The sequence below is a fragment of the Saccharothrix coeruleofusca genome, assembly GCF_017876325.1.
Taxonomy (GTDB): domain Bacteria; phylum Actinomycetota; class Actinomycetes; order Mycobacteriales; family Pseudonocardiaceae; genus Actinosynnema; species Actinosynnema coeruleofuscum.
On the sequence record NZ_JAGINV010000001.1, the window covers coordinates 3134448 to 3147189 of the forward strand.

The window sequence follows — 12742 nt, forward strand, 5'->3', positions numbered from 1 at the left end:
CCCATGCTCAGAAACCCCGACGACGCTCTCTGGTACAACTCCATCACCCCCGAGCAAGTGCGCGACGGCACCATCGGTGGCAGCGCGCTCACCCGCGGCGACGGCTGCTGGGTGTGGGACGCCTCGGGCAGCCGGTTCCTCGACGCCAGGGCCGCGCTGTGGAACACCACGCTCGGCTACAGCGCGCGGTCCGTCGTGGGCGCGATGACCACCCAGCTGCGCGCGCTGCCGGTGGGGCAGGTGATCCGCTACCGGCAGCCGCCCGCGATCTCGCTGGAGTACGCCAGGAGACTGGTGTCCGCGCTGCCCGGCGGCCTGTCGCACGTGCGGTTCGGCAGCACCGGCTCGCAGATGACCACCGCGGCGGTCCTCCTGTCCCGCTTCCTGCGCAAGGTGCGGCGGGAGAACGACCGCACGGCCGTGATCGGGTTCCGCAAGAGCTACCACGGCACCGGTGGGATGGCCAGCGCGCTCAGCGGGGAGAGGCAGCTGCACGCGCTGCAGAGCCCCCTGCCGCCCGGCGTCCACCACGTGCCCGCGTGGGACCTGGACGCGCTGGGGGCCGCCGTGGACGGACTGGGCCCGGATAAGGTCAGCGCGATCATCCTGGAGCCGGTGCTGGGCACCGGTGTGGTGCCCGCCCCTTCCGGTGCGCTGGCGCGGGTGCGGCAGCTGTGCGACCGGCACGGCATCCACCTGATCGCCGACGAGGTGACCACCGGCTTCGGCCGCACCGGCGCGCTGTCCCGGATGGCGTGGGAGGGTGTCGAGCCGGACATGCTGGTGCTGGGCAAGGGGATCACCGCGGGCTACGTGCCGCTGGCCGCGCTGGTGACCACGGACGAGGTCTTCGACACCGCCTTGTCGCGGCCGGACTTCGCGTTCCCCCACGGCTCGACCGCCGACGCGCACCCGGTGGCGATGGCCGCGGGCGTGGCGGTGCTGGACGTGCTGGCCGACGGCACGCTGTTCGCGACCGTGCGCGAGCGCGGGAGCCGGTTGCAGGACCGGCTGGCCGAACTACCCGTGCACGACGTCAGAGGGGTCGGCCTGATGATCGGCGTCGAGTTGCGCGACGACGCGGGCGAGCCGCTGTCCGCTTCCGCGATGGCTCGGGTGCACCAGGAGTGCGCGGCCGAGGGGCTGCTCATCACCTCGACGGACAACACCGTCGTCCTGATGCCGCCACTGGTCATATCCGAGCGGGAGTGCGACGAACTGGTGCGGCGGTTGGGGACCGCCGTGCGCCGGGCGCGCACACCAGCCAGGGTCTGACCGCCACGACACGTCGGGGACGGCGCGGGCCGCCCTCGGCGCCCACCCGGTGGACCGGGCGGGCGCCGAGGCGCGGGCTGACTACTTGAAGATGTCCTTGACCTTCTCGCCAGCCTGCTTGAGGTTGCCCTTGACCTGGTCGCCTTCGCCCTCGGCCTGCAGGTCCTCGTCGTCGGTCGCGCGCCCGGCGGTCTCCTTGACCTTGCCCTTGAGCTCGTCGGCCTTGGCGTCGATCTTGTCGTCGGTGCCCATGCGGTCCTCCTCCGTCGTCCTCCGCGCCAATCCTCCGCGCCAATCACGGTCGGGCTGCCCACGGCGGGTACCGCCGAAACGCGATCGCTCCGCCCAGCGGCCCGGCGAGTCCCTTGTCACACTGCCGGGGTGAGCATCCGACTGACCCAGTACGCGCACGGCGGCGGGTGCGCCTGCAAGATCCCGCCCGGAGAACTGGAAGGCGTCGTCGCGGGTTTGGCGCGGCCCCCGCGCCGCCCGCACGGGCAGCTGCTGGTGGGGCTGGACACCGGGGACGACGCCGCGGTGGTCGGCATCCGGCCCGACCTGGCGCTGGTGGCCACCACGGACTTCTTCACCCCGGTCGTGGACGACCCGTACGACTGGGGCCGGATCGCCGCGGCCAACGCGCTGTCCGACGTCTACGCCATGGGTGGCACGCCGGTGGTCGCGCTGAACCTGCTGGGCTGGCCCCGCGACGTGCTGCCGCTGGAACTGGCGGGCGAGGTGCTGCGCGGTGGGCTCGACGTGGCGGCGGAAGCCGGGTGCCACGTGGCGGGCGGGCACAGCGTGGACGACCCGGAGCCCAAGTACGGCCTGGCCGTGACGGGCCTGGTCGATCCCGGCGCGGTCATGCGCAACGACGCGGGCGCGGCGGGCGTGCCGCTGTCGCTGACCAAGCCGCTGGGCCTGGGCGTGCTCAACAACCGCCACAAGGCGACCGGCGAGGTCTTCCCGCACGCGGTCGAGACCATGGCGGCGCTGAACCGGGACGCCTCGCGGGCCGCGGTCGCGGCGGGCATCCGGTGCGCCACCGACGTCACCGGCTTCGGCCTGTTGGGGCACCTTCACAAGCTGGCGCGCGCCAGCGGCGTGACGGCCGTGGTCGACTCGACAGCCGTGCCCTACCTCGACGGCGCGCGGGAGGCCCTGCGCGACGGCTACGTCAGCGGCGGCACCCGGCGCAACCTGGACTGGGTGGCCCCGCACGTGGACCTCGGCGGCGCGGACGACGCCCTGCTGCTGGCCGACGCGCAGACCTCGGGCGGGCTGCTGCTGGCCGGGGAGGTCCCCGGCGCGGCGGTGATCGGCGAGCTCGTGCCGCGCCGGGAGCACACCATCGTGGTGAGGTGAGCGGGGTGCGGGGCGGTCACCCCCGCGCGGCCCGGAAAGCGGCCACGACGACGCCCGGACCGCGCTCGTCACCCTGTCCCGGCATCCGGTTCATCACGTAGGACACCGTCATCCGGCGGTCGAGGTCGGCCACCACCACCGGACATCAGCCGCACACTGCCACTACTCGCTGTTGCCCTCCTCGGCGGGCATCGGGGGGTTGCCGCACCGGGGAGGCTCGAACGCCGTGCCGGGCGGCGGTGGGATCACCGGCGCGACGCGGTGCCGCGCCCGGTGACGCGGCGGACCACCTCGTCGATCAGGGACCCCTGGGTGAGCGCGCGGTAGCAGCCCTAGACGCCCGGCCGCGACCACGATCGCCGAGCGGCCAGCAGCAGGACGCACAGGGCCGTCATCGTCTTGTGGTGGACCAGACGTTGGTGATGGTTTCGTGCCCCACGGGGTGGTGCGCGTTTCGTCGACGTACCCGCATCCGATCAGCCCGCCCCGCGCCGCGTGGGCGGCACCCGCCGCTCCCCCTCGGTCACCGGCTCCTCCTCGCGCTCCGTCGACCACGGCGGCTCCGAAGGCGGGACGCGCGAGAAGGCTGCGGCCCACGCGGCGGGCAACCGTTACGCCAACACGCTGAATGACGGAACACCCCCACAGGTGTTTCCTGGATTCGGGGGTCCGCGCGCGCGAACCCCGAATCCGGGAGGCAGCGTGACGCCCCACCGCAGTCCTGCGGTCTTCTCCGCCGCCGTGCTGATCGCCGGTGTCCTGCTGTCGGGCACACCACCGCACGTGGCCACCGCGGCGCAGTCGTGGTCCCCGCACCCCGACCGGTCGATCACCCTGATCACCGGCGACCGGGTGCAACTGGGCGGTCCTCGGGGCCTGACCGTGGTCCCGGCGCCGGGGCGGGAGGCCATGGGGTTCCGGCAGAGCACCGACGAGCACGGCGACACCCACCTCGTGCCCTCCGACGCCGCCGCCCCGGTGGCCTCCGGGTGGCTGGACCCGCGCCTGTTCAACATCTCCCTGCTCGCCGCGACCGGCTACGACGACGCCACCCGCCGGGACATCCCGCTGATCGTGGCGCGCTCGAACGCCCGACCGACCGCCGCCACCGCGGTGCGCGAACTGCCGAGCATCGACGCGATCGCCGTGCGGGTGGCCAAGTCGTCCGCGTTCTGGTCCGCCCGCTCGGCCACGAGCACGACGCGGATCTGGCTGGACGGCCCGATGAGCCCGCATCTGGACCGCAGTGCCGCGCAGATCGGCGCGCCCTCGGCGTGGCGGGCGGGGCACACCGGCAAGGGCGCCACGGTCGCGGTGCTGGACACCGGTGTCGACACCACCCACCCCGACCTGGCGGGTGCCGTGGTGCGGGAGCGGGACTTCACCGGCAGCGCCAGCGGCCCGACCGACCGGTACGGGCACGGCACGCACGTCGCCTCGATCATCGCGGGCCGCCACGACCGGTACACGGGTGTGGCGCCCGGTGCCGCGCTGCTCAACGGCAAGGTGCTGCCGGACAGCGGTTTCGGCCTCGAGTCCGCGATCATCGCGGGCATGGAGTGGGCGGTCGCCGAAGGCGCCGACGTGGTGAACATGAGCCTGGGCAACGCCACCGCCAGCGACGGCGCCGATCCGGTGTCCCGGGCGGTGAACCGGCTCACCGAGCGCACCGGCACCCTGTTCGTGGTCGCCGCGGGCAACACCGGCGACCTGGTCGGCAGCCCCGCCGCGGCGGACGCGGCGCTGACCGTGGGCGCGGTGGACGAGCGGGACGCGCTGGCCGACTTCTCCAGCCGGGGGCCGCGCCTGGCCGACGACGGCATCAAGCCCGACATCACCGCCCCCGGCGTGGACGTCGTGGCCGCCCGCGCCTCGGGCAGCTCGCTGGGGCAGCCGGTCGGCGATCGGCACACGCGGGTGTCCGGCACGTCGATGGCGGCACCCCACGTGGCGGGCGCCGCGGCGATCCTGGCCGCGCGGTACCCGCACTGGCGGGCCGAGGACGTCAAAGCGGCCCTGACCGGCAGCGCCAAGGCCGACCCGGCGCTGTCGGTCTTCGAGCAGGGCGCCGGTCGCGTCGACCTGGCGCGGGCGGTGTCCCACGCCGTGCACGCCACCCCGGCGGCCATCGGCAACGGCCTGGTGCGATGGCCGCACACGGACGACGAGCCCATCGACAGGGTGGTGACCTACCACAACGCGGGAACCACGCCGGTGACGCTGGCGGTGGAGGCCGACGTGCGCGCCCAGGACGGAACTCCCGCGCCCGCCGGCATGTTCACCGTCGCACCGCGCGAGATCACCGTCCCGGCGGGTGGTCGGGCCGAGGTCACGGTCACCACCGACACCGCGGTGGACGGCGTCGACGGCCTCTACAGCGGAACGGTCACCGCGACCGGCGGTGACAGCACCATCCGGACTCCGCTGGCGGTGACCCGCGAGGTGGAGAGCTACGACGTGCGGCTGACCTTCCTCGGGGCGGACGGCCTGCCGACGCCCGACTACGACTACCGGTTCATCGGCATCGACCACCAGAAGTCGTACCAGTCCTACGACGAGTCGGGAACGGTGGTCGTCCGGCTGCCCAAGGGGAACTTCCACCTCCAGGCGCACACCCGGACCGGCCCGGCCGAGTCGGTCCGGGTCGAACCGGCCTTCGTGGTCGAGCAGGACACCGCGCTGACCGTGGACCACCGCGAGGGCAAGCCCCTCGGGTTCGCCGTCGACCGCCCGGAAGCGAGGTCGAGCGGGGCGAGCGCGGAGTTCTCGCTGCGCGCGGAGTGGGGCGAGGCGCGTCTCCTGCTGCACCTGCACGGCTTCAACGGCTACCTGGTCGCGCCGTCCAGCACGTCCGCGCCGGGGAAGTTCACCTTCACCGCCGAGGCGACCATGGCCCGGCCGGACGGCAGCGGGGGCTTCACCACCAGCCCGTACCTGTACCACCTGCGCCGCGTCGAGGACGGCCGGGTGCCCGCCGACCTGCTGCGGACCGTGCGTGACGACGAACTGGCCGTGGTCAGCGCGGTGCACGCGACCACTCTGCCCGGTCGCGTCGGCGAGCGCGACGGGGACGTGGTGCGACCGCTGCCGTTCACCCTGGAGGAGCTCTACACGCCGGACCAGCCGTGGCACGGCGAGTTCGCCCAGGTCCCGCGCGCGCACCACCGCCCGTGGGACGGGCACCAGGGCACCGCCGCGCCGCGGGTGTTCCGACGCGGCCAATCGGTGGTGGAGCGGTGGAACCACGGCGTCCAGGGCCCGGCGTTCCCACCGTCCACGCGCGCTCTGGCCACCCGTTCCGGGGACCGGATGGCGTTCGACATCCCGCTGTACTCCGACAGCACCCCCAACCACATCGGCTACGGCCCGCACTCCGGGACCACCGAGCTCTACCGGGGGCAGGAGAGGGTCGGCGAGGCCCGGTCGCAGGCGGGCACCGGCCAGTTCGCCGTGCCGGGCGGGAGCGCGACCTACCGGCTGCACGTCGACGCCCTCCGCGCGGACACCGCCGAGGTCTCCACGCGCGTCACGGCGGACTGGACGTTCCGGTCCGGCACGACCGTCGGGCAGACGCCGCTGCCGCTGCTCGCCGTGCGGTTCGCGCCGGAGCTGGACGACTGGAACCAGGCTCCGCGCGACGCGCCGACGGTGCTCGACCTGACCGTGGACCACAACGGCGGCGCCCGCTCGGCGCGTCCGACGCGGGTCGAGGTGTCCTATGACGACGGCGCGAGCTGGCAGCCGGTGCAACTCCGGCGCCACGACGACCGCTGGACGGCGGAGCTGGCGCACCCGCCCAACGCGGCCCACGTGTCGCTGCGGGCGGGCGCGGCTGACGACGAGGGCAACTCCGTTGACCAGACGATCATCCGGGCCTTCACGCTGAAGTAGTCAGCTCCAGCACCAGGGCCGCCCACGGGGAGAGCGCCAACTGTCCTTCGTGGACTTTCCCGGGCTCGGTGTTGGACAGGACCACCTCGGCCGCGGACCACTCCGGGGCCACCTCGACCGTCCGCCCGGTGCCGCCGAGGTTGGCCACGACCAGCAGCCGGGTGCCGTCGAGCGCGCGTTCGTAGGCGTAGACCTGCGGATCGTCGGCCAGCAGCATCCGGAACTCCCCCAGCGCCACCACGGGTTTGGTGTGCCGCAGCCGGATCAGCCGCTGGTAGTGCCGGAACACCGACCGCGGGTCGTCGTACTGGGCCGCGGCGTTGAGCCACGTGTGGTTGGGGTTCACCGCGATCCACGGCGTGCCGCTGGTGAAACCGGCGTTGGGGGTGTCGTCCCACTGCATCGGCGTGCGGGCGTTGTCCCGCCCCATCGCGCGCAGCCCGCGCAGCACGTCCTCCGGCGACCGCCCCTCGGCGACCGACCGGTGGTAGTGGTTGAGCGACTCCACGTCGCGCAGATCCGCCAGGCCCGCGAACGGCGCGTTGGTCATGCCGATCTCCTCGCCCTGGTAGACGTAGGGCGTGCCGCGGTGCAGGTGCAGCACCGTGGCCAGGGCGGTGGCCGACTCGCGCCACCAGCGCCCGTCGTCGCCGAAGCGGGAGACCACGCGGGGCTGGTCGTGGTTGTTCCAGTACAGGCTGTTCCAGCCGGTTTTGGCCAACGCGGTCTGCCAGCGGCCCAGCGACGCCTTGAGGTCGCGCAGGTCCAGCGGCCTCGGGTCGAACTTGCCGCCCGGCCCGTGGTCCAGCGAGACGTGCTCGAACTGGAACACCATGTCCACCTCGCGCCGGGCCGGGTCGGTGAACAGCCTGGCGTCCTCCCAGGTGACGCCGGGCATCTCGCCGACGGTGAGGAACTGCCCCTCGCGGCCCGCGAAGACCTCGCGGTGCATCTCCTGGAGGAACTCGTGGACGCGCGGGCCGGTGCAGAAGTGCGGGAACCCGTCGCCCAGCGCACCGGTGCCGGTGGTGACGCCGTCGGGCAGGGCCGGGTCCTTGGAGATGAAGTTGATCACGTCCATCCGGAAACCGTCCACGCCCCGGTCCAGCCACCAGCGCATCATCGCGTGCACCGCCCGCCGCACCTCGGGGTTCTCCCAGTTGAGGTCGGGCTGCTTGCGGTCGAACAGGTGCAGGTAGTACTCGCCGGTGGCCTCGTCCAGCGTCCAGGCGGGGCCGGAGAACAGCGACTCCCAGTTGGTCGGCTCGGCGCCGGGCGCGCCCGGCTCGAACCCCTCGCGCGGTGGGCGCCACCAGTACCAGTCGCGCTTGGGGTTGTCGCGGGAGGAGCGCGACTGCGCGAACCACGGGTGCTCGTCGGAGGTGTGGTTGACCACCAGGTCCATCACCAGCTTCATGCCGCGCTCGTGCACCTGCGCCAGCAGCCGGTCGAAGTCCTCCAGCGTGCCGAAGACGGGGTCGATCGCCTGGTAGTCGGCGATGTCGTAGCCGTTGTCGGCGTGCGGGGAGAGGTAGACCGGGGACAGCCAGACCACGTCGACGCCCAGCCGCCGCAAGTGGTCGAGCCGGGAGGCGATGCCCGCCAGATCGCCGACCCCGTCACCGTCGGAGTCGGCGAAGCTGCGCGGGTACACCTGGTACACCACGGCCGAGGTCCACCACGGGGCGTCGCTGTGCGGGGTCATCGCCGTCCTTCGTGCCGGGGGCGGGGCACCCCGAAACTACCGGGAGGCGATCACCTCCGCCGCTCACCACCCTCTCGCCGCGACGCGGTCGAGCTCATGGCGCGACGTCCTCGACGGCCGCGGCCCGAACCCGCGGACCGGCCGTGTAGAGCACCAGGAACTGCAAGCGCGCGTTGAGCACCGTGGTCCGCGCCACGTCCAGTTCGACCGGCGCGCCACCGAGGTTGGCGTAGGTCGAGATCGTCCCCCGAGGCCGCAGCACGGCGAGGCGCAGCGCGAGGTTCGCGCCGGGTGCCACCTCGGCGACGGCGTCGACCACACCCGCGCCGTCGAGGTGGGGGACGACCTCCGGGAACCGCTCGGGGTGGGCGCCGGAGCGGTCCTGCCGGTCGGTCGGGCTGCCCCGGACACGACGACCCGGACGCGGACCTCGCCGGGACCGGATTCGGGCACGTCACGCTCCACGAACCGGAGCACCTCGGGACCGCCGTTGTCGCGGTGGGCGATGGCCTTCACGACCCGCTCCCCCTCACTCGGCGTCGAGCACGAGATCGACGGAGCGGGACTCCACGGCGTCGAGGGCGGCCAGCGTCGCCGCGTCGAAGGTGATCCCACCGGCCGCCACGTTGGCCTCCAAGTGGTCCGCGTCGGCGGTGCCGGGGATGAGCAGCACGTTCGGGGCGTGGTGCAGCAGCCAGGCCAGACCGACCTGGGAAGGGGTGACGCCCAGGGCTTCGGCCGCGGCGCGGACGGCGGACTCCTCGGTGACCTTGGGCAGTCCGGGGAAGGCGCCGCCCAGCGGGAAGAACGGCACCCAGGCGATGCCCTCCGCCACGCACAGCCGCAGCAGGTCCTCGTCGCCTCGGGAGACGAGGCTGTAGGCGTTCTGCACGCAGGCGATGCCCGCGGGCAGGGCGCGGCGCAGGCCGTCGAGGGTGACGCTGCTCAGGCCGATCGCGCCGATCTTGCCCTCGTCGCGCAAGGCGGTCATCACCGCGAGCTGGTCGTCGAGGTCGACCAGCTGGTCCCCGTGGGGCCGCAGCCCCGGACCGGCGTCGAGGCGGCGGAGGTTGACCACGGCCAGCTGGTCCACCCCCAGGCTGCGCAGGTTGTCCTCGACACTGGCCCGCAGCTGCTCCGGGCGCTGCGCGGGCCGCAGCGGCACCCGCCCGCCGGGGTTGGGGTCGGCACCGACCTTGGTGACCACCAGGACGTCGTCGTCGGTGCCCAGCACCTCGCGGATCACGTCGTTGACGAAGCCGAAGCCGTAGAACTGGGCGGTGTCCACGTGGTCGACGCCCAGCTCGACGGCGCGGCGCAGCAGCGCGACGGCGTCGTCCCGGTTGCCCCGCAGGCGTTCGAGCTGCATCGCGCCATAGCCGATCCGGGACACGGTGCGGCCGGCGAGCGAAGCGGTGGGTGAGCTCATGGAAGGGTCTCCGCAGTTGGTGGTCGCGTCAGGGTCAGGACTGCGCGCACTCGGCTCCACCCGACGAAATCTGCGCACTGTGGACAGTGTTGAGCACCCTGCCCCGATCGCCGAGCCGACGGCGCGAGCGCGGCGCCTCCGTGAGGACAACCTACAACGTTCGACTGACAACTATCAACATCTGTCAGCCACTCATTCAGGTGAGTTGTGCGTTCGCCTCCACAGACACCGAGCGTCCAGGACCTCCGGGTAGTAGTTCTCGGCCCGGACGGGCACCTCTGGTACTACTTGCCGACGTGCCAGAGGTGGTGGTCGCGGGCGCGATCAGCGCCCTCGCTCCGCGCCGCCGTTGACCTGGACGACCTGGCCGGTCGCGTGGGCCGCGCCCGCGGAGGCCAGCCACGCCACCGTCTCGGCCACGTCGGCGGGCGTGCCCGCGCGGCCGGTGTGGGTCTGGCCGACCAGCACCTCCTCCCGCTCCGGGGACATCCCGCCCTTGAAGAACTCGGTGTCGGCGATGTAGCCGGGAGCGACCACGTTCACCGTGATGCCGCGCGGCCCCAACGCGGCGGCCATGTCGTAGGCGTACGGGTGCAGGGCCGCCTTCGACCCGCCGTAGGAGCCGGAGCCCGATCCCCGGTAAGCCGCGATCGAACTGAGCAGCACAACCCGGCCGCCATCGGCGATCCGCCCCCGCAGCGCCTCGGTGAGCAGCACCGCGGTGAGCGTGTTGAGGCGGAAGTTCTCCACCCAGTGCCACGCCACGCCCGCGATGCCCTCGGGCACGTCCGGCGGCGCGCTCATCAACGCGTTGCCGCCCGCCGAGTTGACCACCACGTCCACCGAGCCGATCCGCCCCGCCACCCGCTCCGCCTGCGCGGGCTCGGTCAGATCGGCGGCCACCGCCACCGCCGCCGGTGCGCCTGGGTGCCGGGACGCGATCTCCACGACCACCCGGTCCAGTACCTCGGCCCTGCGGCCGATGAGCACCACCTGCTCGCCGTCGGCCGCGAAGCGCAGCGCGACCGCCCGACCGATGCCGGTCCCCCCACCGCTGACCACCACTGTTCGCACCAGTCCACTCCTTGTCCGGTTGGTAGCGGGCGAAGCCCCCGGTCGACCATCCTGCCGGTCCCGTGCGCGGACTGGGCGACCCGCGCGGCCGCGACGCCGATATCGTCTTGCTCGGCCCGACCCCGACCACCAGGAGCCGCCCCGTGGACGACCACTCGCTGGCCCGCCTGCTGGCCACCCTGGCCGGAGACCTGCTGCTGGAACTGCGCCGCGAGCGCACCGACCTGGCAGGCGCGGAGCTGGGCCGGGAGGGGGATCGACGAGCGCACGCGATGCTGGTGAGCGCCTTGCGCGAGCACCGACCCGACGACGCGGTGCGGTCCGAGGAAGGCGAGGCGGCGCTTGACGGGCACCGGTCGGGGAGGTTGTGGATCGTCGACCCGCTCGACGGCACCCGCGAGTACGGCGACCGGGAGCGCGGTGACTGGGCCGTGCACGTGGCGCTGTCCGAGCGCGGCAAGCTGCTCGCGGGGGCGGTGGCGGTGCCCGCGACCGGGCGCACCTTCGCCACCGACGAAGCCGCGCTGGCCCCGGCGCCCCCTCGGCCCCGGCCTCGGGTGGTGGTCAGCCGCAGTCACCGGCCGCCACTGGTGGACGCGCTGGCCGAGGTGGTCGACGTGGACCTGGTGCCGATGGGCTCGGCCGGGGTGAAGGCGGTCGCGGTGCTCACCGGGGCCGCCGACGCCTACGTGCACGCGGGGGGCCAGTACGAGTGGGACAGCGCCGCGCCGGTCGCGGTGTCCGCCGCGGCGGGCGCGCACACCTCCCGGATCGACGGCAGCGAACTGGTCTACGGCAACCCCTCGCCCAGCATCCCGGATCTGCTGATCTGCCGCCCGGAGCTGCGCGACACCCTGCTCACCGCCCTGGCCGCCGCGCGCTCCTGAGCCCTCCGGAAACCGGCTCACCGGTGATGTCCCGCCCCGACCGGGCACGTCGAGGGCGACCGCCATGAGTCCGCTGTGGACACCAGGGCGAGGTCTTGCCGGAGGCCGTGCGCATCGCGCGTCGGAAGGACGAGAGCACCTGCGGGACTGCCGGGCAGGTGTGGAGCCGTGGTTGCACCACCCGACCAGCACGGCGAGCCCGCCCCCGCGGTGGGGACGGGCTCGCCGTGCTCGGGTGCGGGTCAGTACGGCGGGTTGAGCGCGACGGCGATGTCACCGACGGACAGCGGGAAGCTGCCCACCGCGGTGGCCGCGCCGCTGAGGAGGTTGATGGTGTAGAACGCCGATCCGCTCATCGTGTTCAGCGCGGCGAAGGCCAGCAGCGAGTCGGCCTTGCCGCCGACCAGGTTGCTGTAGATGTCGAACCCGGCGTTGACCCCGGCGTCCACTCCGAGCGATCCGGTCGGGGCCAGCGTGCCGTCGTTGGGCGGCGACTGGATCAGCACCTGATCGCCGGCGGTGCCGATGTCGAACAGCGTGGTCCCGGTGCTGCTGTTCAGGTCGTTGTTCGTGTAGGCCGCGGCGGTGACCCCGGTGGCGGTGGCGCCGTTGAGGTTGAGCGGCTTGTCCTTGATCGTGGTGCCGTCGTTGAGGTTGTGGCGCAGGTTCTGCCCGGTGTCGCTGATCACCCGCAGCCGGTCGGCGGCGGGGTTGAAGTCGACGCCGAAGTTCTTGCCCTCCAGCGACACGGCGAGCTGGGAGACCTTCGTGACCGCGTCGCCGGTGACCGGGATCTTGTAGATGCCGCCGTAGTTGCCGACGCCGTACAACGCACCGTCCTGCACGCGGAAGTCCAAACCGACCAGCGCGGTGTCGTGGCCGCTGAGCCCGGTCACCGTGCGGACCCAGTCGAACACCTGCGGGTGATCGGTGGTGAAGGTGAACATCAGCTTGCCGTCGGCGGTGATCCCGTAAGCCCGCAGGGACGGCGGCGCGTCCGCGCTGCCGCCGCTCGCCGAGCCCACGACCATCGCCGTCGTGGCGGACAGGAGCACGGCCGCCGCGGCGACCCCCCTCTTGATCCGTGCCTTCATGGCCCATCCCCTCCTGAGTCGC

At 73.2% G+C, this 12742-nt stretch carries 10 protein-coding genes; 4 read left to right on the top strand and 6 right to left on the bottom strand.

Annotated elements, in window-relative coordinates; translation table 11 throughout:
* Window positions 1–3 precede the first annotated feature (3 nt).
* A complete protein-coding gene (locus tag JOF41_RS14265; RefSeq protein WP_189226740.1) occupies window positions 4–1275 on the top strand; it encodes an aminotransferase family protein in 1272 nt (423 codons plus the stop codon).
* Between the two features lie 81 nt (window positions 1276–1356).
* Here JOF41_RS14265 and JOF41_RS14270 read toward each other — a convergent pair whose 3' ends face one another.
* Window positions 1357–1527 (bottom strand): CsbD family protein, encoded by a 171-nt coding sequence (locus JOF41_RS14270; protein WP_189226739.1) that lies wholly within the window; start codon window positions 1525–1527, stop codon window positions 1357–1359.
* 129 nt (window positions 1528–1656) lie between these two features.
* Here JOF41_RS14270 and selD point away from each other — a divergent pair, with 129 nt between their 5' ends.
* The gene (gene selD / locus JOF41_RS14275) at window positions 1657–2640 is read left to right on the top strand and encodes a selenide, water dikinase SelD (RefSeq protein WP_189226738.1); all 984 of its coding nucleotides are present in this window, start codon (window positions 1657–1659) and stop codon (window positions 2638–2640) included.
* 702 nt (window positions 2641–3342) lie between these two features.
* On the top strand, window positions 3343–6531 hold the full coding sequence (locus JOF41_RS14280) for a S8 family peptidase (RefSeq protein ID WP_209619437.1): 3189 nt from the start codon (window positions 3343–3345) through the stop codon (window positions 6529–6531).
* Here the strand turns inward: JOF41_RS14280 and JOF41_RS14285 are convergent.
* From JOF41_RS14285 to JOF41_RS14300, 4 genes are all read right to left on the bottom strand, one after another.
* Window positions 6518–8236: an alpha-glucosidase gene (locus tag JOF41_RS14285; protein ID WP_209619440.1), complete on the bottom strand. Its 1719-nt coding sequence runs from the start codon at window positions 8234–8236 to the stop codon at window positions 6518–6520. The two genes, JOF41_RS14280 and JOF41_RS14285, sit on opposite strands and share 14 nt — an antisense overlap.
* Window positions 8237–8330: 94 nt before the next feature.
* Entirely contained in the window at window positions 8331–8555 is a 225-nt protein-coding gene (locus JOF41_RS14290; RefSeq protein WP_209619442.1) for an MDR/zinc-dependent alcohol dehydrogenase-like family protein, read from the bottom strand.
* A gap of 210 nt (window positions 8556–8765) precedes the next feature.
* Window positions 8766–9665 carry an aldo/keto reductase gene (locus tag JOF41_RS14295; protein WP_209619445.1) on the bottom strand — a complete coding sequence of 300 codons (900 nt, stop codon included), beginning with the start codon at window positions 9663–9665 and terminating at the stop codon, window positions 8766–8768.
* Window positions 9666–9989: 324 nt separating this feature from the next.
* Window positions 9990–10739 (bottom strand): SDR family NAD(P)-dependent oxidoreductase, encoded by a 750-nt coding sequence (locus tag JOF41_RS14300; protein ID WP_307867409.1) that lies wholly within the window; start codon window positions 10737–10739, stop codon window positions 9990–9992.
* A gap of 143 nt (window positions 10740–10882) precedes the next feature.
* On the opposite strand from JOF41_RS14300, the gene JOF41_RS14305 reads away from it, so the two are divergent.
* Window positions 10883–11626 (top strand): 3'(2'),5'-bisphosphate nucleotidase CysQ, encoded by a 744-nt coding sequence (locus JOF41_RS14305; protein WP_209619448.1) that lies wholly within the window; start codon window positions 10883–10885, stop codon window positions 11624–11626.
* Between the two features lie 242 nt (window positions 11627–11868).
* Here JOF41_RS14305 and JOF41_RS14310 read toward each other — a convergent pair whose 3' ends face one another.
* Window positions 11869–12720, bottom strand: coding sequence for a DUF4394 domain-containing protein (locus tag JOF41_RS14310; protein ID WP_189226732.1), 852 nt, complete (start codon window positions 12718–12720; stop codon window positions 11869–11871).
* Between the last annotated feature and the right edge of the window lie 22 nt (window positions 12721–12742).

Coding starts and splice junctions, on each gene's coding strand:
- JOF41_RS14270 (WP_189226739.1), bottom strand. CDS start 1,527: ATGGGCACCGACGACAAGATCGACGCCAAGGCCGACGAGCTCAAGGGC.
- JOF41_RS14295 (WP_209619445.1), bottom strand. CDS start 9,665: ATGAGCTCACCCACCGCTTCGCTCGCCGGCCGCACCGTGTCCCGGATC.
- JOF41_RS14285 (WP_209619440.1), bottom strand. CDS start 8,236: ATGACCCCGCACAGCGACGCCCCGTGGTGGACCTCGGCCGTGGTGTAC.
- JOF41_RS14310 (WP_189226732.1), bottom strand. CDS start 12,720: ATGAAGGCACGGATCAAGAGGGGGGTCGCCGCGGCGGCCGTGCTCCTG.
- JOF41_RS14265 (WP_189226740.1), top strand. CDS start 4: ATGCTCAGAAACCCCGACGACGCTCTCTGGTACAACTCCATCACCCCC.